The following is a 19,915-nucleotide window of genomic DNA, read 5'->3' as shown; positions in this document are numbered from 1 at the left end:
CCTATTTACATCCCATCGGTTTAAACTCTTTTAAAAAGTTTAAAGGCAAATCTTTTACTACTTCATCTGCAATCTTAAATATATCTTTTCTGCCCACATAATCAGGCGAGTGAGCATCCAAACCATAAATAACCGGACAGCCGTATTCCGCTACGATTTCCCATAAAGGCCGATAAGGATATACATAGCGCAGCTCCTTACCCTTTTGTTTCTTACCGTAACGCAAGCCGCCAAGATTCAATTCTAAAGGAATTTGAAAACGATTGCTCGTCTCACAAATGATGCAGGCTGCCTCCTCACAGGCTTTTGACCAGGTACTGCGGCTGATCATAAACAAATCGGGATGGGCGATGATATCCACGAAACCCATTTCACAAGCCTTGCGGATTTGATTTGCATATACAAGTACCCACCTGTCATCACAATCCACAAAGTAATTGTGACCCATGACTGTATAGGAATGCTGGCCGAGAATACAAAAATCCAATTCTTCTCGGTATGCTTTTAATTCTTCCAGCTGTTCTTCATAATATTCAATTTCCAGTCCCAGATATATCTGAATCTGATCCTTATAGACTTTCTGTAAACGCCGTACTTCCTTACAATACAGCGGATATTCGTCTTCATGCATTCGTTCATCCCAACTGTAACGCTGTTTATAAGGGGCATGATCACTGAAGCCGAGCACCTTGTAGCCGGCTTCAATGGCCGCCTTTACATAGGCTTCTTCTTCCCCGGTGGCATGGCCGCAGCGCTTAGTATGGGTATGAAAATTAAATGACTGCATAATCCACCTCCTCAAAAAACATTATGACAATATTATAATATAATAAATAAGTTTTGTATAGGAAAACTAAGGCTTGAAGGCAGTCATTTAATTTGTTATTATATCATTACAATATAACGAGGTGCTTCTTATGAAAAAATATATCTGTCCTTCTATTATGTGCGGCAACTGGCTGCATTTTGATGAAACGATCCGCCAGTTTGAAAACAATCAGATCGACTATATTCATATTGATGTCATGGACGGTGAATTCGTACCCAACTATACACTTGGTACCGATATGGTAAGCGTGCTTCACCAAACAACTCAGATCCCGCTGGATATACATCTGATGGTAGTCCACCCGGAACTTAAGGTTGATTATTTCCAGGTCGGCAAAGACGATATCATCACCTTCCATATCGAAGCAACCCGCTGTCCGCAGGCAGTGATTGATAAAATTAAAAGCAAAGGATGCAAAGCGGGAATTGCACTGAGCCCTGACACCAATATCACCGCCGTGCTTCCCTATTTGGAGCAGCTTGATATGATCACCATCATGACTGTCTATCCAGGTTTTGCCGGACAGTCGCTCATTCCTTACACCCTGGATAAAATCGCTTCTTTGCACAAAGCCGTGGACGCTTTAAACAAACCTTACCTGTTGGAGGTTGACGGCAATGTCAGCTTTGACAATGCGAAAATTATGAATGAAATGGGCGCTAATGCATTTGTAGCAGGAAGCTCGTCCCTGTTTTGTAAGGATCACAGCTTTGAGGACAACGTCAAGCAATTCCGCTCGATCATCGAAGTATCGTCACGCGGATAGCATTCATGAGCACATAAAAACACCACCTGTGTAAGTCATGAGGACAGTCGTAGGAAATATTCCGGCTTCTTTCATGCCAATTTACAGATGGTGTTTTTTTTTATTTTTATAAGGACATATCTTTACGCTTAAATACAAAGGATCCGAACCAGAAGCACACAATTCCTATGACTGCCAGAACACCCAGCATTAAAAACGCGGTATCTGTTTTGGCGATCAATCCCTCAGGATCGAATAATGTAAGCATCGTCGCATATTTTAAATTTTCCAGATCACCCTTCATATTCCCGAGCATTTGAATCAGAATAAAAACGATTGGTATTCCGGCACCTAACAGAGCTGCATTTTTTGTTTCATTAAAAATACAAGAAAACATAAAGCATATGCCGGCAAAGGCAAAATACAGAGCCAGCGCGCCCAAATTCAAACGCAAATACGCAAAGATATCCAAATCACCGGGAAACATCAGCGCCCCACAAACGATCCCAAGACATACTACATATACCAGAAGCGCAAGAATTTGCGAAAGCAATACAGCGATCTGAGTACGGATAACCTTGCCGCGATCATTTCCGGAGGACAGCAGATAACCCATAAATCCTTGATCGACTTTACTGACGATCAGACGAACGGACAGCATTACAATAAAGATGAGAGGAAACGCAATCATGATAAAGCCGTATAAATAAGTAGACATAAAGCTTACCAGCGTTGCCGTGGAACCGTTCATCCCCACCAGTGCCATGATATCCGGCATCAGCTTAGCAAATTCATCCAAAGCAGTACCGAGTAAAGGATCGAACATGGTAATCATAATGGATGTATACATCGTCAAAATCAGCATAAAGATTATCAAAATCTTATAATTCGATTTCCATTCTTCTTTAAACAGCACCCAGTTAATCATTTTGAATCACCTCCATAGAAATGCATGAACAGATCCTCCAGACTCTGCTGGGCGATATCCAGATTGAGTACATGATACGTATTTAAAACAGCTATCAGTCTTTGAATATCGTTACCGATCATAACCTGCACCATTTGGTCGTCAACCGCCTGTACGGCAAATTCCTCTTTCGCAAAACGACTTGCCTCATCTGCACTCTGGAAGGTAATGCAATACCGCCGCTGCTTGCTTTGACGAAGCGTATCAACATCAGAAATACTTACGATCCTTCCGTCCTTGATGATACCGACGCGATCACTTGTACGTTCTACTTCTTCAAACATATGAGAAGACATCAGAATTGTTTTACCCCGCTGCTTTTCCTCCATGATTAATTTGACAAAGGTATTCTGCATCAGCGGATCTAAACCACTGGTCGGCTCATCTAAGATCAATACTTTCGGATCATGCATGAATGCCGTAATAATACCGATTTTCTGTTTCATGCCCTTAGACATTTTTTTAATCTTTCCTTTGGGATTGAGTTCAAAGCGCTCCATGAGCTCAGCACATCGCCCCATATCCTTCATGCCCCGATATTCTGCCATGAATTTCAAAAATTGCTGACCGCTCATATCGTTCTTTAAAGCGATTTCTCCGGGGATGTAACCCAGCAGCTTCTGAATTTCCGCACTGTTGGTACCGCAGTCCTTACCTAAGATCGAACAGCTTCCTGACTTGGCATGAATAAAACCCAGCAAATGACGGATCGTAGTTGTCTTGCCAGCACCGTTAGGACCTAAAAATCCAAATACTTCCCCCTCCGATATGGTAAAAGACACATCAAAAATTCCTCTGCCATCTCCATAATCCCGTGTGAGATTTGCAATCTCTATAACATTCATAGATATTCCTCCTTATAGAAATATTGTTTTATCATATTCATATACCCGATAAAATCATCCGCCAGCGCATCAATATCAAACGGTTCTTCCATGGTATAAAACGGCCGCATATACCCCTCTGCAAAGTAGTAAAGAAGCTTCCATACCTTATCCACATCAACCCCGTCCTTAAATCGATTCACATCGATATGTTTCAGGATACCCGTCATGGTTGAATCGATCAGACATTCATATTTTTCATATACCACATCTTTAGCATCCTCACTTACTTCCGGATAGGCCTTCAACAAAAATGCGAAAATATAAGAATTTCGCTTCATCAGCTCGGCCTTCTTCTTCAGGGAACGCTCCATCATAACAAAAAAATCCGGCTCCTGAAATATCGCATCATCACGAAGCTCCTTCATGATCGTTTGCTGCGCATATTCCAAAAGATAACCGTACAGCTCCTTCTTATTATGAAAATAATAAAAGAGCGATCCTTTGGACACACCAGCCAGTCTCGCGATATCATCAGTGCTTGCATGACGATAATCACTTTTCCCAAATACCTGTAAGCCCGCATTTATAATTGCTTCCTGTTTCACTTTGGACAGTTCTTCAAACTGCATGGTCTTACCTCCTTGACTGACTCGGTTAATCAGATTATAGCAGATTGACTCGTTTCAACAACCCCCTGTTTAAAAATAAAAAATCCCCCATTCCGATATGATGAATTCTCACGAATAATCACCATAGAATAGGGGTTATGATCAGTTGCTGCTGCGGTTGATGACGACATCAAACTTATTGCGTTCGCCCGGGTAAACTGCTATTGAATACTCAACCATACGCTCACTGAGATCATATGCATAGGTCTTTACAAAATGCATGGCACTGTGACGTTTGACTTCCAACAGATCGGCATCCTTATTTTCAATGATGCGAGCTTCGATCGTACGTTCTGCTTTGGCAACATAGGTACTGTAATTTTTCTCAAACAGATCATACAGTGAGGTACTGGTGAAATCCGCTTTTTCTAATCCCGGAAAATATTTCAGCGGGACAAAGGTTTCAACCAAAACGATTGGTATGTCATTTCCATAACGCAGTCTGCGAATATGCAGAACCGGCTCGCCTTTTTCTAAATGGAATACTTCATCGTACACCCTGCGATTATACGAAATGGTTTCTAAAGACAGAACCTTGGTGCTTGGCGTAAGTCCAAGGCGGTGCATTTCATGCTGAAAATTGCTGAGTTCTCGGAAGAATCTTCCCTTCACTTCCTGTTCGCGGACAAATGTGCCTTTGCCTTTAAATCTTGTGATGATTCCTTCATTGATTAATTCCGAATACGCCTGACGGATGACCGGACGGGATATATTAAAGGCCAGACACAGCTCTTCTTCCGTAGGCAATTTATCATTGGGTTTTAAAATGCCTTCACTGACTGCGGCTTTGATGCTTTCTTTCAGTTGATAATAAAGCGGGGTTGCCGTCATTTTATTTAATTTGATGTAATCGGTAGTCAAGTCGATACCTCCCAACCTTGTATCTTTGTATCATTGTCTTTACTTTATGATATTATAACACGATTCTATCATAATTGTGCATTTTTTAACAATATCTGGGTTGGGTTCTTTCTTAATTTTTAATATGCTTCCATCAAACAGTCGGCATATTCTTTATTATCATAGTTGAAACCATTTTGACAATCATATTCGATCGTGCCCTCAACTACCGTATGCAGTACCTGATACGCATCGTCAATAACGACATAATCCGCATCCTTGCCTTCTTTGATCGATCCTTTTTGATGATCAACATGGCATACCTTGGCCGGATTCAGTGAAGCCATAACAACCGCTTCTTCCATGGGAATACCGATTACTTCCACCCAGTTGCGGATCCCGTGCATGATCGTTAAAGCACTGCCGTCGATCGTACCGTCCGCAATGTGCAGCAATCCATCCTTACCCACTTCATACTTGCCGCCGCGTTCCTTCAGATCATAGCGGCCAAATGCCAATCCGCTCATGCGGCCGTTATCTGCTACCAAGCATAGTTTTTCATAGCCCTTCATGCGGTATAGGATTTCCAGAAATTCCTTACTGCAATGTGCTAAATCGGAATTGATTTCATTATATAAGCGGCGATCCAGCATCGCGGCACCAACTACGCCAACCTCACGCTGATGAATCTGGCGCATACAGTTTCCGGTTTTCTGGGTGATAACCGCACCGTGATCAACTGCTTTTTTGCATTCTGCATACGTAGCGTAGGAATGCCCGATGCACGGATTCACTCCATGGGCAACAAGCCAATCTAAGATTTCCATATTGCCCGGCACTTCTGGTGCCATCGTGACCGTATTGATATGACCGCGGGATGCTTCATAAAATTTTTTCATTAAATCCAAGTCCGGTTCATGTAAATCATCAGCTTCGACCGACCCTAAAGTTTTTGCGGAAATGAAGGGACCTTCCATGTGGATACCAAGATTGCGGGCTCCGTAACGCGGTCCTTCATAAGCATCTGCCAAGGCTGCGGCATTCTCCATAATATTCGGCTTGTAATGATTGGTCGGCGTAAATCCCGTGATTCCACTGACCGTCAATGCTTTGCCAAGCTTTCTGATTTCTTCCACATCGGAGGAAAAAGCGCTCCATCCTTTAAAACCATGCACATGCATCTCGATGATGCCGGGAATGATCCGATCATTTCCGTAATCCTCAATCGTCCCGCAATAATCAGCCGGGATATTTTCTCGGGTATAAATCTGCTTGATCTTGTCATCCTCAATGAGCAAAGCGCCGTCCAAACATCCCCTTTCAGTATAGATACGGTGGGAAATTACTAATTTCTGCATAAATGAAACCTCCTTTTAAAATATTTGTAAATATATAATAACATTATAACACAAACTGTGATAAAATAATTTCGTAAAAGTCAAGGAGGGAAATTATGATTTCAACTAGCAATTCTAAGCTTTGGAAAGAGATTTTTGAACAGCCGGAAATGATGCGCCGCTGTTTATCGGTCAACACCCCGATTTTCAAGGAAATCGCCGCTGAAGTAAAAGCGCGAGGCATCAAGACCGTTGTTTTTGCGGCTCGCGGTTCCAGTGATCACGCAGCTCAGTTGGCACGCTATCTGTTTGAGACTCATTGCGGGATGATTGCCAGCATCGCTACCCCTGCTGTTATCACCTGCTATAATGGAAACGTGGATTACTCAAATGCTTTGGTAATCGGTGTATCCCAGTCAGGCGGAGCGCAGGACGTCTATGAAGTAATGAAGCGCTGCGATGAGCAGGGGGGAATTTGTGTCAGTGTAACCAATGAACGTGATACATTGATGACCACCGCCGGAAAATATTACATCAACAATGAATGCGGCAAAGAAACCAGCATTACCGCAGCTAAATCCTATATGACACAGCTGTTGATCCTGAATGCGTTAGCTGCCCACATCAGCGGAAAGGCAGAATTGATCAGTCAGCTGGATAAGCTTCCCGATATTGTGGCTGAAGCTTTGAAGCTGGAAGATCAGGTACGGGCGATCATTCCGGTTTACCGCAACATTGAGCATATGCTGCTGTTTGGACGCGGTTTACTGTACGGTTTGGCACAGGAAGCAGAATTGAAAATTCAGGAAACCAGCTATCTGGATGCCCGCAGCTATGCGTCCAGTGATTATCGTCACGGTCCGATTGCCACGTCGCTTCGCTTCGTGCCGGCGATCTTCTTCATCGCTGATAAGCAGACCAACGAATGCATTATCGGCCTGCATGAGCGTTTAAAAGAAGAAAAGCATATTTATTCTACAATTGTTACCAATGATCCGGAAATTGCGAAGCTGGGTGACAGCTCTGTCTTGATTCCATCTCAGTATGACGGTTTGGAAGCAGTCTATGCGTGCGCTGTATTTGCGCAGATGTTTGCCTGCCTATGCGCTCTCTCCCGCGATTATGACCCGGATAATCCGGTCGGCGTAAGCAAGCACACGGTTACCCGTTAAATGCTTACCTATCGGCTGCTGAATCCGCAGGATATCAAGCCGCTCCAGGAAATTGTCTGGAAGTTTCGTCAGCAGCGGATCAGTGATGAAAAAGCATCCGCCTTTCTATCCAATCCCAGCCATCTCGTCTATGCCGGTTTTGATGAACATCAGATAACCGGATATGTGCTTGCTTATCGAATGGAGCGAATGGATCTAGGGCAAGATATGCTGTTCATCTATCATGTATTTGTATTGGATGCTTACAAGCGCCGTCACATTGCGAAAACTTTGGTTGATATGGCGGTTGCTTATGCAAAAGAACAGAAGCTGCACTACACGTTTTTGATTACGCAAGATGACAATACCGCAGCGAATGCTCTTTATCAATCTTGTGAAGGTTATCTGCATCCTAAAAATAAAGCGGTTTATTACTGGTATGGCCCCAGTACCAAGCCTTAATTAAAAAAACAGACGATTTGTGACATGACAATATCGTCTGTTTTTTATGAATGATGATTGAAAATTTACGCAGAATTAATGCAATAATAATGATCAGCTTACATTTCGTGAATTGGTAAAATATGGTATGATATGTTTAGAAGGGATGTGATGGTCTTGGATTTATTAGTTTCCGGCAACACCATTTTGACATGTACATTCGGAACCGCTCCAGCTAAACTGAATGTTTTTCCAGACGCCCGCATTATTTATAAGGGCCAACCACTGGCTACCGTAATGGATAACCGCCCCATACAAAATATTATTCCGTTTGGAATGTGTACGTCGATGGCAAATCCCGCGGTTGCCGCGGCCACTGCCGCTGCGCTTGGAGTGCTCACACCCATGCCCTGTATGCCGGTGCCATGCGGACCATGGTCGATCAGCAAGCCTTCCGTGCTCTTGGCTGGAAAACCTTGTTTAACCTCAAGCTCAAAACTCATGTGTGCATACGGAGGACAGATAAGCATTACTCCGCAAGCTAGTAATATTACAACCAAATAGGAGGAATCATCATGGATTTTCATTCAATTTTTACAGAAGATGCAAAAGGGATTCAGTTACAATCAGAGAAGCCGCTTACGATCCAAGTAGGAAAAGCAAGCATTACCCTCAACCCCACAGGAGAAATAAAAATAAAAGGTGTAATTGTGAATATTGACAGCTGTAATACAACCTTGAACGCGCAGGCTGAAACAAAAGTAACTGCGCAGGGTCTCCTTACAATAAACGGTGCTATGATTAAAATAAATTAGTTATTATATGATGAAGGGTCTCTTTACCGAGTCCTTTTTCATTGCTTCAAGAAAGCGGCTGTTGAAGGGGTGAATTCTAAAAAAGCCATAACCTCCCGGCTATGACTTGATAATCTACATTTCTTCCATATAGCTGAATCCGTAGCCCTGCACTTCATTAGCATCGGTCACGATCACAAAGGCATTCGGATCAAGTTTAGATATGGCATGATTCAAAATTGGATATTGTTTATTGGCCACACACACCATAATCACCGGCTTGCGTTCTCTGGTGTAGCTTCCGGTTCCCTCCAAAAGCGTCGCACCGCGGCCCAGCTCCTGATAAATCACCTGCAGAATATCCTCGTACTTCTCTGATATGATCATGATGTTCTTTGTAGAGTGACCGCCGATCATCATCGTTTTATCAATGAGGTAACTGCTTACCCAAACTGAAATAATCCCAATCAGCGCCGCTTCTACGCCATATACCAAAGCTCCCAGCAGCACCGTCAGCCCATCGGTGATCAGCACCAGCGTCGGCAGCGGTAAATGCGTATACTTGTTAACGATCAACGGAGGAATATCCATACCGCCGGTCGATGCGCCGGTACGGAATACCAGTCCAACACCAAGTCCCATAAATACACCACCGTAAATAGTGGCCAGCAGCTTGTTGTCTGTAATAAAAACTTGCGAGCTGTAATTCGTCAGCAGTGAAATGAAAATTGGATACGTAACCGTGCTCAGCAGGGTTTTTACCGCAAACTTACGGCCCAGCACAATCGTTCCGACCAAGAAAAGTCCCACGGTTAAAATATTGATCATAATATCCGGTTTGATGTGTATCAATGGTTCAAGGGCTATGGCAATTCCGGCCACTCCGCCAGTCAGCACATTGTTTGGCAGTACAAACAGCGTAACCCCGACTGCCAGTAAAAAGTTCCCTGCAATAACGATGCAGAATTCCCAGATCGTTTCTTTTACATTGATTTTCACATCAGCACCTCTTTCCTTGTCAGAGCTCAAAGAAAAAGCACAATGATGTGCTTTCATTTGTATCCATGAAATTCTTGCTTTTTGTATAAATGTATACCCCTAGCCTCACGTATCATGATCACTTTTCAATAAGCACACGCGCCTCTTCTCAACTCTTTGTCCGTACTTATTATATCATTGAAAAATGCTTCCCGTAACCCCCTGGGAAGCAAAATATTACATTTTTAAGACATTATAGAACATATTATTCAAAAAACACTTGAAGATCAGGTGCGGTATAATCATGAATCATCAGATTAGAAAAATCCTTGATCTGTTTCATATCCTTTTCATTATACGTATCATAGACCACACATACATCTAATCCGGCTGCTTTTGCGGCCTGTACTCCTTCCAGCATGTCTTCAAAGACGATGCAGGCATCCTTATCAAGACCGGTATAGGATACTGCTTTCTCATACATTTCCGGATCAGGCTTGGGATTTGTTACAATTTCTGAAGTGATAATGTGATCAAATACATGATCAAGACCTTTTTGATTTAAGATATAATTCACCATATCATTGGAATTGTTTGTACACAGGCAAAGCTGATAATTGTGTTCTTTTAAACGCGTCAAAAACTCCTTCGCCCCGCTTTTCAGGGCAGCGCGCTCATAACGCGCATACATCGTATCGATAACATTCTTTAAAATCTTATCAGCCTGAAACCGCATGATCGGATCATGCTCGATCATATGCTTCATCGCTGTATAACTATAAGAGCTCTGCTTACTCATACGATAATCGAAATAACGTCTTGAAAGTGGTACTTTCCCGTTTTTTTCTTTCTTCATTTCTCCAAAGGTATCAATTAAGGTACCGTCCATATCAAATAAAACAGCTTGTTTTTTCTTCATAAAAATCACATCCCTAGCTATCATTTTAAAATAGCAGGGATGTGATGTCAATTCTTTCTAAATCGGTTCAGGTTTCGTGATCCTGACAATCGCAACATCCGCAGCCACAGCTCGACCGACCTTTTTTATGACGCTGTAACAATTTTACAACAATCGTAAAAACGATAATGGAAACGATTCCGCCGATGATAAAATCACTCATGTGCGGCAGCCGTTTGAGAAAGTGTCTCTGCTTTTACTTTGGCAGGACTGCGGAACAAAAGATAGATCAGTGCTGTCAAAAGAATAATTGCGGCAGCGGTTAAAACGGTAAATTCACCGCCGTTCACAAAGGAACCGATTTGGAATACGATCAGGGAAATCGTATAAGCAAAGACACAGAGGTACCCGATCGCAAACCAAGTCCAGCGGGCATTGTTCATTTCCCGTTTGATCGCCCCCATAGCGGCGAAGCAAGGCGCACAAAGTAAATTGAAGATCATAAATGAGAATGCTGACAGTGCCGTGAAATCACGGGCAAACATCGTCCAGTATTCCAGACCGTCTTCTGCAACTTCACCAAAGCCATACAGCACACCAAGCGTACTAACCACATTCTCTTTTGCGATCAGACCGGTAAAGGTACCGACAGATGCCTGCCAAGTGCCAAAGCCCAGCGGGGCAAAGAGCGGAGCAATAAAGCGTCCGACTGCCGCCAGCAAGCTGTTGTTGTTATCCGATACCATCTGCAAGGATCCATGAACCATGCCAAAGCCCTGTAAGAACCACAGTACAATCGAAGAAAGCAGTATGACTGTACCGGCACGGCGGATAAATGACCAGCCTCGCTCCCAGATGCTGCGCAGGACATTGCTTACGGCTGGAACATGGTAGGCCGGAAGTTCCATGACAAACGGTGCAGGATCACCGGAAAACATTCTCGTTTTCTTTAAAATGATGCCGGATACTATTACTGCTGCGACACCGATGAAATAAGCGGATGGTGCGACCCACCATGCACCGCCGAATAATGCGCCGGCAATGAGCGCGATAATCGGCATTTTCGCTCCGCATGGAATAAAAGAAGTCGTCATGATCGTCATACGGCGGTCATGCTCCTGTTCAATCGTACGGGATGCCATGATCCCCGGAACCGAACATCCCGAACCGATCAGCATCGGGATGAAGCTTTTTCCGGATAAGCCGAATTTTCGGAAAATTCGATCCATGATGAAAGCAACACGAGCCATGTAGCCGCAGTCCTCCAGGACTGACAGCATTAGGAAAAGCACCAGCATCTGGGGCACAAATCCCAAAACGGCACCGACTCCGTTAATAATACCATCCACAATCAGTCCGCTCAGCCACGGTGCCGTGCCAAGCTGAGTAAACAGATTGTGTGCACCCGGAATGATCCATTCAGCAAACAGTGTATCATTGGTCCAGTCCGTCAGCACCGTACCAACGGTAGTCACAGAAACATAATACACAAGGAACATAACCAATGCGAAGATCGGCAGCGCCAGAAAACGATTTGTAACAAAACGGTCGATTTTATCCGATACTGAAAGGGCATGATCACGATGCTTTTTCACGCTCTTTGCCACAACCCTGCCGATGTAGTCATATCGCTGATCTGTGATTAAGCTTTCCGCATCATCATCCATTTCCATCTCACACTCTACGATATACTGTTCAATATCATGAAACAGATCGTTTGGAAGATCCAAAGCCGAAACTGCTTTCTTATCGCGTTCAAACAGCTTAATCGCATACCATCGCAGATTTTTCTGTTCAGCCTTCTGTGCGATCGCGTCTTCAATATGCGCTATCGCATGCTCGATGCTTCCCGCAAATACATGCAGCGGCTGAACCTGTTCTTTTCGCTTTATCAGTTCAACAACGCGGGCTGCCAGCTCTTTTGTGCCGTTTCCTTTTAATGCGGAAATCCCGTATACTTCACAGCCGAGTTCCGCAGATAATTTATCAAGACTAATCTTATCCTTGCCCTTTTCCACCAGGTCCATCATGTTGACTGCTACAACCATCGGAATGCCCAGCTCTAACAGATGCGTAGTCAAATACAGGTTACGCTCGATATTCGTACCATCTACGATATTGATGATCGCATCCGGTTTTTCATTGATCAGATACGTACGCGCGACTATTTCCTCCAGCGTATACGGTGACAGGGAATAAATTCCCGGCAAGTCCTGAATAATAACATCGCCGTATCCTTTCAGCTTTCCCTCTTTCTTTTCAACGGTAACACCAGGCCAGTTGCCGACATACTGAGCACTTCCGGTAAGATCGTTGAACATTGTAGTTTTACCGCTGTTTGGATTACCCGCCAGTGCTATTTTGTACTGTTTCATCTTCTTCCTCCTTTTGTTAGATTAAGCTAACTTTATAACTGAACATATTACTGAACTTCGATCAGGGAAGCGTCTGCTTTACGGATCGATAATTCATAGCCTCGAACCTTCACTTCAATAGGATCACCGAGCGGTGCTGTTTTTCTTACCAAAACCTCCGCATTTTTAGTAATGCCCATATCCATCATTCTTCTTCTCACCGCACCTTCTCCGTGCAGCTTCACTACAACCGCGCGTTCGCCGATTGCCACATCTCTCAATGTCTTCATAAGTTCCTCCTTTTATACTTGAATGCGATTTGCCAACGATTGATCCAGAGCAATTCTGCTGTCCTTTACTGACAGAATCATGTTGCCGGCAATACGGGATATCACCGTAATTTCCTCTCCCGCGACAAAGCCAAGCTCTGCCAGATGAATGCGTACTTCGTCCTTGCCGGTGATCCTCACAATACGGTGCTTATCCCCGACCAAAGCCATACTTAACGGCATACAAATTCCTCCTTCCTAAGTTAGCCACAGATAACTAAATACTTAAAATATATGACAGGAATAAATGATTCTTTACTCCTATCATCGTATTTCTATCCTTTTTGATCCGCTTTGGGATCAGCCGGATGATCACGCCGATATGCTTCATATATATCCGGGTGATGACAATCCAAGGTACAGCCTTTACAATCTCCGCACGTACCCTTGTGTTTTCTCAGGTATCTAACAGCGCCGATAACGGCCAGCACAATTAATAACAATAATACGATATCTATGAATTTCATAACAGTAAACTTCCTATCTGATAAAACAGAAATGCGATCACCCATGCGATAAAGCTCTGATAGAATGCGATGCCAAGCGTCGTTTTAAAGCTGCGCAGTTCTCCTTTAATGGCACTGATCGCTGCAAAGCATGGGGTATAAATCAAGGTGAAAACCAGGAAAGTCCATGCGCTGAGCGGTGTGAATACCGCATGCAGTGCCTGCGGTAAAGCTGCGGTTGAGGTTCCCATCAATACTGCAAAGGTTGAAATAACCGCTTCCTTCGCTGTCAGACCGGTAATTAACGCAGTAGATACTCGCCAATCGGCAAAGCCCAGCGGGGCAAAAATCGGCGATACCAGCTTGCCGATCTGCGCCAACAAACTGTCGGCACTATTGCTTACGACATTAAAGCGCATATCAAATGTCTGCAAGAACCAAATAATTAAAGTAGCGATAAAAATAATGGTAAAAGCACGGGTCAAAAAATCCTTGGCCTTATCCCATAAAAGAAGCATGACGCTTTTTGCGGAAGGCATCCGATAGTTGGGAAGCTCCATCACAAAGGGAACGGGTTTTCCATGAAAGATCGTATTCTTTAAAATGAATCCGCTCAAAATAGCGATCAACATCCCCAGCACATATAAAGCTATCATAACCAAACCGCGATATTTCGGAAAGAATGCCATGGTAAACATACCATAGATGGGAAGCTTCGCACTGCAGCTCATAAACGGTGTCAGCAGAATCGTCATTTTGCGGTCACGCTCACTGGCCAGCGTACGCGTAGCCAGAATTGCCGGAACCGAGCAGCCAAAACCAATCAGCATTGGAACAAAGCTGCGCCCGGACAAGCCGATTTTACGAAGCAGCTTATCCATAACAAAGGCAACCCGTGCCATATAGCCGCTGTCTTCCAGTAGAGAAAGGAAGAAAAATAATACCACGATCGTCGGGATAAATGACAGAACACTTCCTACTCCCGAAAATACTCCGTCGATTATCAGCGAATGTACGACAGGATTGATACCGTATGCGGTGAGCTGAATACTGACCGTGTCGCTGAGAGCGGTAATACCGGCCGCCAGTAAATCGGACAGAAACGCGCCTACCACACTGAAGGTCAACCAGAAAATCGTCAGCATGATCAATAAGAAAATTGGGATTGCCAAATACTTATGCGTCAATAACGCATCTATCTTTACACTGCGCAGATGCTCTTTGCTTTCCTTAGGCTTCACCACATACTGCGCGCACAGCTTTTCAATAAAGGTATACCGCATATCTGCCATCGCCGCTTTGCGATCCATCTGCATCTCATGCTCCATTTCCGTAACATTATGATCGAGCATATCTTTTTCATTATCAGACAGCTTCAGCTGATTCAAGATAGGAGCATCGCCCTCAACCACCTTCGTAGCCGCAAAACGAAGCGGCAAGCCTTCACGGCCGGCATGATCCTCAATCAAATGCACCGTCGCATGAATCGCCCGATGAACAGCACCTGAACAAAAATCGATTCGCTTCGGCAGCTGATGATTTTTAACGGTGCGTATCGCAGCCTCGATCAACTCATCAATACCTTCGTTTTTACTGGCTGAGATAGGAACAACAGGTACCCCCAGCTCTTCCATCAGCTCTTTGATTTTAATCGTACCGCCGTTGGCCCTTACCTCATCCATCATATTCAAGGCAATGACCATCGGCTTATGAAGCTCCAGCAGCTGCATGCTTAAATAAAGATTTCGTTCAATGCTTGTTGCATCGACGATGTTGATAATGCCGTCGGGATTCTGCTTCAATAAAAAATCACGAGTAACAATCTCTTCACTGGTATAGGGTGAAAGCGAATAAATACCAGGCAAATCGACAACCTTTGCTTCACGATGATTACGGATTACACCGCTTTTGCTGTCTACCGTAACGCCGGGAAAATTTCCCACATGCTGATTGGAACCGGTCAGCTGATTGAAAAGCGTTGTTTTGCCGCAATTCTGATTACCTGCTAGTGCGAAGATCATGCGTGTTCCTCCACTTCGATATTGCGTGCATCCTCCAGCCGCAGCGTCAGCTCATAGCCGCGCAGCCGCAGTTCAATGGGATCGCCCATCGGTGCCGCTTTTCTCACCATTACTTCGGTTCGTGGGGTCAGTCCCATATCCAGCAGCCGACAGCGAAGCTCTTCTTCGCCAAAAACAGCAGTGATTTTTGCGGATTCTCCGATTTTTATTTGATCCAGCGTCATTTTCATCCATCCCATCTTGAGTTAGCCTAATCTAACATACAGCCATATTTTAACCCTGATCAATCAATTTTGCAAGAAGTGAAAACGTTTTCACATCAATTTTATTAAAAAATATTTACCAATTCTTGCTAATCATGTATAATTTATTTAAGAATAAGAATCATTCTTAAATTGAAAGGAGTTTCTATGAAACATTTATCACCTGAAATACGCGTTCCAATCGAATTGGATAATCCCGCAATTCGAAGAATTGAAAGTCTATGCATTCACTGCGGACAATGCCGTGATGTATGCCGCGATGTTATTTCCGTAGGCAATCATTATGATTTATTGAAAACAAATGATACGGCGATTTGTATCCATTGCGGGCAGTGTGTGCAGGTCTGCCCTACCGATGTCCTCACAGAACAGAAGGAAGCCTATTTGGTTAAAAAAGCAATCATGGATCCAAGCAAAAAAGTTATCTTCATGACCTCTCCGTCCGTGCGGGTTGCGTTGGGTGAGCCATTCGGCAAAAAAGCCGGCGCCTATGTAGAGGAACAAATGGTTGCGGCTTTGCGCAAGCTGGGAGCAGATTATGTTTTCGATACGACCTTTGCGGCTGATCTTACAATAATGGAAGAAGCAAGCGAATTGATTGAACGCATTACCAACCATAAACCGCTGCCGCAGTTCACCTCCTGCTGTCCGGCGTGGGTAAAATTTGCGGAAACATATTACCCCCAGTATCTGCCTAATATTTCTTCCTCCAAAAGTCCTATCTCGATGTTCGGTCCGACCATAAAGAGTTATTTTGCCCAACAGGAGAGCATTGACCCGGCTTCCATTATTACCGTAGCGCTCACACCATGTACGGCTAAGAAATTTGAAGTACGCCGTTTGGAATTGCAGGATGCGCTGCCTGATCACCCAGATACCGATTATGTGGTTACAACCAAAGAGCTGGCAGACTGGATGAAAATGGAAAATCTTGATATTGACATGCTGGAGCCATCGAAGTATGATTCCCTGATGCCGCGAGGCAGTGGAGCAGGTATTATTTTCGGGAACAGCGGCGGCGTTATGGAAGCTGCTGTGCGTACTGCCTATTATATGCTGACGGGTGAAAATCCCCCGCAGGATCTGCTTACATACAAACCGCTGCGCGGTCTTGATGGAGTAAAAATCTGTGATGTCACCATCCGGGATCTGACACTCCATCTGGCAGTTGTATCCGGTACCGATCATGCGCGGCAGTTCATCGATCAAATGGAAAAAAGTGACAAGCAGTACCACTTTGTTGAAGTGATGACATGTCCGGGCGGCTGTATCAGCGGCGGCGGTCAGCCTAAGCATCTGCAGGAGGATATGAACACCGTACGCAAAGAGCGGATGGACGGCTTATACCAGATGGATGAAAAGATGACCCTACGATTCTCCCATGAAAATCCGGAAATCATACGGCTTTATGAAGCCTTCTATGGTAAACCGCTGTCAAAGCCAGCTGAAAAGCTGCTGCATACCTATTATCAAGATCGCAGTGATATTCTAGGAGAGGATCCGGCGGTTTATCAAACGGATTATCAAAAAGAACCGAAAGCGGAAGCTGCCTCTTGCGTAAAGTGGAAATGTACGATTTGCGGCTATATTTATGAAGGCGATTTAAATCAGGAATCAGATGATTATCAATGTCCAATCTGCTTCGCCTCAAAGGCAATGTTTGAGCTGATGGAAGAAAAATCAGAATCTAATGCAGCTCCTTCTGAAGCTGTCCGCTACAAATGCACAGTCTGCGGTTACATATATGAAGGTGATATTACCCAAGAGCCGGATGATTATACATGTCCGATCTGCACGGTTCCAAAAGCTTTGTTTGAAAAAATATAATAAAATTTGATTGCGGCATCATTTTTGATGCCGTTTTTTCATGATTCATAGAAATTTGCAGAATCCAAACTTTCATATAATCAATATAAAATATCAATTTATGGTCAGTTTTAAATCATGCTTTATTGATTAAACATATAAATTATCAGATCTTATCACATTCTGAAAAATACTGCGCAGCATAAAAAAATACATCCGATGAACGACTTCTGTGCTGCCAAAGTCACAAATGGCAAGCATTCCTGTTATTATCAGATATATTTTTCTATATTGCATTTTTATTCCTTTATCTAAAGTCCATACACTAAAGAAATGGTTATCAGCGCTTTTGAAGATGCTTGCTTTGAATTAGCTGCTCCTTCTCTTGACGGCTCATCTGCTTACAGGCATACTCACGCTGCATCGCTGTCCGCTTATCTGCATACTCCTCATAGTATACTAGCTCAACCGGCTGATGACTTTTTGTATATTTAGCTCCCTGACCGCTTTGATGAGCTCTGACACGAGCCTCCAGATGATTCGTCCACCCTGTATAATAGCTTCCGTCACCGCATTTTAAAAGGTAAACATATTGGGTTGGCTGCGGCTTCAAAGGGTAGTCCTGTTCAATATGATAGATACCCTGATGACTGCGAACCAAGGCTGCAGATGTAATCGCAATCTCAATCGAATCCTGCCCGCTTAGCCATGCGCGGGGATGGAAAGTATCACATGTACATGATTTTGCCAAAGTAATATGAGGATAAAACGGTTTCTGATCAAAGAGAATATCTGCTTTTTTCAAAGCCCGGATTATTTTTTTCTGAAAGGTATACAGCTGCGGCGATTTTTTCAGCTTTTGAATCAGCACACCGTGATTGAATAGATCAAGATCAGCAGTTTCCAGCCGCATCTGATAACCGCAGACACCGTTTAGAATTTGGCTTGTCAAAGCAAGCTCTGCTTCAGACAGCTCACCCAGAAAGGCCAGCGTAATATGATGTTGATCCTGACGGATCGGGCGCATCGTTTGAAAATGCATCGACAGTGAATTTGTACGATTCGCAAATTGCTTCTGCACATCATTAGAAAGCAGCAGTGCGACAAAATAACTCATGAGCGGGAAGGTATGATCTCCAGCCAATAATCATCGGGATCATGGATAAAGTAAATGCCCATTTCCGGATTTTCAAAACAGATACATCCCATTTTCTCATGCAGCGCATGTGCTGCTTCGAAATTATCTACGGTAAATGCTATATGAGATTCATTATCTCCTAATTCATAAGGTTCATTTCGATCTTTCAGCCATGTGAGCTCCAACTGATGTGCATGCACGCCGTCACCCAAATAAACAAGGGTAAAGCTATCCGATTCATGGCGGCGAATTTCTTTAAGTCCCAATGCTTTCTGATAAAATGCAAGACTTTTTTCCAAGTCAAGCACATTGATATTGTTATGATCAAATACAAATTTCATCCTGTTTTCCTCCTATTTGAAAAGTTTCACCCCGATGATCGTACGAAATTATGCGATCACGGTATGGTTCGCTGCATGGATGATTCTTTAAACGATTCATAATGTCATAATCTTCCCAGCAATGCATCGGTACTGCATACTGCACTTGATTGATACGCATAAAAGCATCAAAGCCCATCCAATAATCACTTTCCTGCCGCGGATCAAGAACCAAAAATGCCAGATCGATCGGTATGTCACACAGCTTTTTAATCTCAGTAAAATATGCTTGCTTCATCGCAGCTTTTTCTGATTTAGAATCGTCGTCCCAGTACCACCAATGCAGATCTCCTGCATGATAGATGACCTGCTGCTCTGCCTGTACCAGAAAGGCAACTCCTTCATCGGTAGACTGAAGCGTTGTGATATAAATGTCGTCAAGCATCCGTTCCTCTTTCGGTCTCATAAATGTAACCGCTGCATCACGGACTCTTCGAATATCGCTTGAAACTATCGCTTTTGCCTGCGGATATGCTGTTAATAATTCTCCTAAATGTTTATGGAAATGATCCTGATGACGATGCGAAACAAAAAAATAGATCGCTTTCTTCGGATCAAAATGCGGCAGACTTCCCTCAACAAAATCAAAGATCAGAACCGTGTGTTTTAACTCTACACAAAATCCGGAATGATCCAGATATGTAACATTCATAACATCACCTCGATGAATGTATTTTAACATACTCTAAAAATTTGTTCGAGT

General features: G+C 43.6%; 24 protein-coding genes. 6 read left to right on the top strand and 18 right to left on the bottom strand.

The features are described from left to right. Position 1 precedes the first annotated feature (1 nt). Complete coding sequence (locus GSF08_RS09225) at positions 2 to 787, bottom strand: histidinol-phosphatase (RefSeq protein WP_160625512.1); 786 nt, start codon at positions 785 to 787, stop codon at positions 2 to 4. Positions 788 to 917: 130 nt separating this feature from the next. Between GSF08_RS09225 and rpe the strand changes: the two genes are divergently transcribed. Then, positions 918 to 1,595 carry a ribulose-phosphate 3-epimerase gene (rpe, locus tag GSF08_RS09220; protein ID WP_160625511.1) on the top strand — a complete coding sequence of 226 codons (678 nt, stop codon included), beginning with the start codon at positions 918 to 920 and terminating at the stop codon, positions 1,593 to 1,595. Positions 1,596 to 1,701: 106 nt separating this feature from the next. On the opposite strand, the gene GSF08_RS09215 is transcribed toward rpe, so the two are convergent. From GSF08_RS09215 to nagA, 5 genes are all read right to left on the bottom strand, one after another. Next, the gene (locus GSF08_RS09215; RefSeq protein ID WP_160625510.1) at positions 1,702 to 2,502 is read right to left on the bottom strand and encodes an ABC transporter permease subunit; all 801 of its coding nucleotides are present in this window, start codon (positions 2,500 to 2,502) and stop codon (positions 1,702 to 1,704) included. Continuing rightward, entirely contained in the window at positions 2,499 to 3,386 is an 888-nt protein-coding gene (locus GSF08_RS09210; RefSeq protein WP_160625509.1) for an ABC transporter ATP-binding protein, read from the bottom strand. The genes GSF08_RS09215 and GSF08_RS09210 overlap by 4 nt, the downstream gene beginning before the upstream one ends. Beyond that, positions 3,383 to 3,997 carry a TetR/AcrR family transcriptional regulator gene (locus GSF08_RS09205; RefSeq protein ID WP_160625508.1) on the bottom strand — a complete coding sequence of 205 codons (615 nt, stop codon included), beginning with the start codon at positions 3,995 to 3,997 and terminating at the stop codon, positions 3,383 to 3,385. The genes GSF08_RS09210 and GSF08_RS09205 overlap by 4 nt, the downstream gene beginning before the upstream one ends. Positions 3,998 to 4,138: 141 nt before the next feature. Beyond that, a complete protein-coding gene (locus tag GSF08_RS09200; protein WP_160625507.1) occupies positions 4,139 to 4,897 on the bottom strand; it encodes a GntR family transcriptional regulator in 759 nt (252 codons plus the stop codon). Between the two features lie 119 nt (positions 4,898 to 5,016). Then, positions 5,017 to 6,234 carry an N-acetylglucosamine-6-phosphate deacetylase gene (nagA, locus tag GSF08_RS09195; protein ID WP_160625506.1) on the bottom strand — a complete coding sequence of 406 codons (1,218 nt, stop codon included), beginning with the start codon at positions 6,232 to 6,234 and terminating at the stop codon, positions 5,017 to 5,019. Positions 6,235 to 6,329: 95 nt separating this feature from the next. On the opposite strand from nagA, the gene GSF08_RS09190 reads away from it, so the two are divergent. The 4 genes from GSF08_RS09190 (at position 6,330) to GSF08_RS09175 (ending at position 8,620) form a co-directional block, all read left to right on the top strand. Further along, complete coding sequence (locus tag GSF08_RS09190) at positions 6,330 to 7,385, top strand: SIS domain-containing protein (RefSeq protein ID WP_160625505.1); 1,056 nt, start codon at positions 6,330 to 6,332, stop codon at positions 7,383 to 7,385. Continuing rightward, positions 7,386 to 7,826 carry a GNAT family N-acetyltransferase gene (locus GSF08_RS09185; RefSeq protein WP_160625504.1) on the top strand — a complete coding sequence of 147 codons (441 nt, stop codon included), beginning with the start codon at positions 7,386 to 7,388 and terminating at the stop codon, positions 7,824 to 7,826. 150 nt (positions 7,827 to 7,976) lie between these two features. Further along, positions 7,977 to 8,369, top strand: coding sequence for a DUF4280 domain-containing protein (locus GSF08_RS09180; RefSeq protein WP_249806039.1), 393 nt, complete (start codon positions 7,977 to 7,979; stop codon positions 8,367 to 8,369). A gap of 11 nt (positions 8,370 to 8,380) precedes the next feature. Continuing rightward, on the top strand, positions 8,381 to 8,620 hold the full coding sequence (locus tag GSF08_RS09175; protein WP_160625503.1) for a hypothetical protein: 240 nt from the start codon (positions 8,381 to 8,383) through the stop codon (positions 8,618 to 8,620). A 114-nt stretch (positions 8,621 to 8,734) separates the two neighbouring features. On the opposite strand, the gene GSF08_RS09170 is transcribed toward GSF08_RS09175, so the two are convergent. The 9 genes from GSF08_RS09170 to GSF08_RS09130 all read right to left on the bottom strand — a co-directional run bounded on the left by GSF08_RS09170 (position 8,735) and on the right by GSF08_RS09130 (position 15,849). Next, positions 8,735 to 9,598 carry a DUF6198 family protein gene (locus GSF08_RS09170; RefSeq protein WP_160625502.1) on the bottom strand — a complete coding sequence of 288 codons (864 nt, stop codon included), beginning with the start codon at positions 9,596 to 9,598 and terminating at the stop codon, positions 8,735 to 8,737. 244 nt (positions 9,599 to 9,842) lie between these two features. Then, complete coding sequence (locus GSF08_RS09165) at positions 9,843 to 10,496, bottom strand: HAD family hydrolase (protein ID WP_160625501.1); 654 nt, start codon at positions 10,494 to 10,496, stop codon at positions 9,843 to 9,845. A gap of 67 nt (positions 10,497 to 10,563) precedes the next feature. Next, positions 10,564 to 10,698, bottom strand: coding sequence for a FeoB-associated Cys-rich membrane protein (locus GSF08_RS09160; RefSeq protein ID WP_160625500.1), 135 nt, complete (start codon positions 10,696 to 10,698; stop codon positions 10,564 to 10,566). Then, positions 10,691 to 12,850: a ferrous iron transport protein B gene (feoB, locus tag GSF08_RS09155; protein WP_160625499.1), complete on the bottom strand. Its 2,160-nt coding sequence runs from the start codon at positions 12,848 to 12,850 to the stop codon at positions 10,691 to 10,693. Before feoB (GSF08_RS09155) ends, GSF08_RS09160 begins: the two co-directional genes overlap by 8 nt. A gap of 47 nt (positions 12,851 to 12,897) precedes the next feature. Next, the gene (locus GSF08_RS09150; RefSeq protein WP_160625498.1) at positions 12,898 to 13,119 is read right to left on the bottom strand and encodes a FeoA family protein; all 222 of its coding nucleotides are present in this window, start codon (positions 13,117 to 13,119) and stop codon (positions 12,898 to 12,900) included. 12 nt (positions 13,120 to 13,131) lie between these two features. Continuing rightward, on the bottom strand, positions 13,132 to 13,341 hold the full coding sequence (locus GSF08_RS09145) for a FeoA family protein (protein WP_160625497.1): 210 nt from the start codon (positions 13,339 to 13,341) through the stop codon (positions 13,132 to 13,134). A gap of 92 nt (positions 13,342 to 13,433) precedes the next feature. After that, positions 13,434 to 13,625 (bottom strand): FeoB-associated Cys-rich membrane protein, encoded by a 192-nt coding sequence (locus GSF08_RS09140; protein WP_160625496.1) that lies wholly within the window; start codon positions 13,623 to 13,625, stop codon positions 13,434 to 13,436. Next, positions 13,622 to 15,625 carry a ferrous iron transport protein B gene (gene feoB, locus GSF08_RS09135; protein WP_160625495.1) on the bottom strand — a complete coding sequence of 668 codons (2,004 nt, stop codon included), beginning with the start codon at positions 15,623 to 15,625 and terminating at the stop codon, positions 13,622 to 13,624. Before feoB (GSF08_RS09135) ends, GSF08_RS09140 begins: the two co-directional genes overlap by 4 nt. Further along, on the bottom strand, positions 15,622 to 15,849 hold the full coding sequence (locus tag GSF08_RS09130; RefSeq protein WP_160625494.1) for a FeoA family protein: 228 nt from the start codon (positions 15,847 to 15,849) through the stop codon (positions 15,622 to 15,624). The genes feoB (GSF08_RS09135) and GSF08_RS09130 overlap by 4 nt, the downstream gene beginning before the upstream one ends. A 186-nt stretch (positions 15,850 to 16,035) precedes the next feature. On the opposite strand from GSF08_RS09130, the gene GSF08_RS09125 reads away from it, so the two are divergent. Next, complete coding sequence (locus tag GSF08_RS09125; protein WP_160625493.1) at positions 16,036 to 17,715, top strand: [FeFe] hydrogenase, group A; 1,680 nt, start codon at positions 16,036 to 16,038, stop codon at positions 17,713 to 17,715. 319 nt (positions 17,716 to 18,034) lie between these two features. Here GSF08_RS09125 and thpR read toward each other — a convergent pair whose 3' ends face one another. The 3 genes from thpR to GSF08_RS09110 are packed head-to-tail and all read right to left on the bottom strand — an operon-like array spanning position 18,035 to position 19,864. Then, a complete protein-coding gene (gene thpR / locus GSF08_RS11720; protein ID WP_160625492.1) occupies positions 18,035 to 18,811 on the bottom strand; it encodes an RNA 2',3'-cyclic phosphodiesterase in 777 nt (258 codons plus the stop codon). Further along, a complete protein-coding gene (locus GSF08_RS09115; RefSeq protein WP_160625491.1) occupies positions 18,808 to 19,173 on the bottom strand; it encodes a VOC family protein in 366 nt (121 codons plus the stop codon). Before GSF08_RS09115 ends, thpR begins: the two co-directional genes overlap by 4 nt. After that, a complete protein-coding gene (locus tag GSF08_RS09110; RefSeq protein ID WP_160625490.1) occupies positions 19,157 to 19,864 on the bottom strand; it encodes an MBL fold metallo-hydrolase in 708 nt (235 codons plus the stop codon). The genes GSF08_RS09115 and GSF08_RS09110 overlap by 17 nt, the downstream gene beginning before the upstream one ends. Between the last annotated feature and the right edge of the window lie 51 nt (positions 19,865 to 19,915).

This window comes from Copranaerobaculum intestinale (genome assembly GCF_009831105.1).
In the GTDB taxonomy this organism is placed as follows: domain Bacteria; phylum Bacillota_I; class Bacilli_A; order Erysipelotrichales; family Erysipelotrichaceae; genus Copranaerobaculum; species Copranaerobaculum intestinale.
Note: the sequence above shows the minus strand (reverse complement) of the source record. Positions and strands in the feature narration are given on the sequence as shown.

Coding starts and splice junctions, on each gene's coding strand:
- GSF08_RS09225 (WP_160625512.1), bottom strand. CDS start 787: ATGCAGTCATTTAATTTTCATACCCATACTAAGCGCTGCGGCCATGCC.
- rpe (WP_160625511.1), top strand. CDS start 918: ATGAAAAAATATATCTGTCCTTCTATTATGTGCGGCAACTGGCTGCAT.
- GSF08_RS09215 (WP_160625510.1), bottom strand. CDS start 2,502: ATGATTAACTGGGTGCTGTTTAAAGAAGAATGGAAATCGAATTATAAG.
- GSF08_RS09210 (WP_160625509.1), bottom strand. CDS start 3,386: ATGAATGTTATAGAGATTGCAAATCTCACACGGGATTATGGAGATGGC.
- GSF08_RS09205 (WP_160625508.1), bottom strand. CDS start 3,997: ATGCAGTTTGAAGAACTGTCCAAAGTGAAACAGGAAGCAATTATAAAT.
- nagA (WP_160625506.1), bottom strand. CDS start 6,234: ATGCAGAAATTAGTAATTTCCCACCGTATCTATACTGAAAGGGGATGT.
- GSF08_RS09190 (WP_160625505.1), top strand. CDS start 6,330: ATGATTTCAACTAGCAATTCTAAGCTTTGGAAAGAGATTTTTGAACAG.
- GSF08_RS09185 (WP_160625504.1), top strand. CDS start 7,386: ATGCTTACCTATCGGCTGCTGAATCCGCAGGATATCAAGCCGCTCCAG.
- GSF08_RS09180 (WP_249806039.1), top strand. CDS start 7,977: ATGGTCTTGGATTTATTAGTTTCCGGCAACACCATTTTGACATGTACA.
- GSF08_RS09175 (WP_160625503.1), top strand. CDS start 8,381: ATGGATTTTCATTCAATTTTTACAGAAGATGCAAAAGGGATTCAGTTA.
- GSF08_RS09165 (WP_160625501.1), bottom strand. CDS start 10,496: ATGAAGAAAAAACAAGCTGTTTTATTTGATATGGACGGTACCTTAATT.
- GSF08_RS09160 (WP_160625500.1), bottom strand. CDS start 10,698: ATGAGTGATTTTATCATCGGCGGAATCGTTTCCATTATCGTTTTTACG.
- feoB (WP_160625499.1), bottom strand. CDS start 12,850: ATGAAACAGTACAAAATAGCACTGGCGGGTAATCCAAACAGCGGTAAA.
- GSF08_RS09150 (WP_160625498.1), bottom strand. CDS start 13,119: ATGAAGACATTGAGAGATGTGGCAATCGGCGAACGCGCGGTTGTAGTG.
- GSF08_RS09145 (WP_160625497.1), bottom strand. CDS start 13,341: ATGCCGTTAAGTATGGCTTTGGTCGGGGATAAGCACCGTATTGTGAGG.
- GSF08_RS09140 (WP_160625496.1), bottom strand. CDS start 13,625: ATGAAATTCATAGATATCGTATTATTGTTATTAATTGTGCTGGCCGTT.
- feoB (WP_160625495.1), bottom strand. CDS start 15,625: ATGATCTTCGCACTAGCAGGTAATCAGAATTGCGGCAAAACAACGCTT.
- GSF08_RS09130 (WP_160625494.1), bottom strand. CDS start 15,849: ATGACGCTGGATCAAATAAAAATCGGAGAATCCGCAAAAATCACTGCT.
- GSF08_RS09125 (WP_160625493.1), top strand. CDS start 16,036: ATGAAACATTTATCACCTGAAATACGCGTTCCAATCGAATTGGATAAT.
- thpR (WP_160625492.1), bottom strand. CDS start 18,811: ATGAGTTATTTTGTCGCACTGCTGCTTTCTAATGATGTGCAGAAGCAA.
- GSF08_RS09115 (WP_160625491.1), bottom strand. CDS start 19,173: ATGAAATTTGTATTTGATCATAACAATATCAATGTGCTTGACTTGGAA.
- GSF08_RS09110 (WP_160625490.1), bottom strand. CDS start 19,864: ATGAATGTTACATATCTGGATCATTCCGGATTTTGTGTAGAGTTAAAA.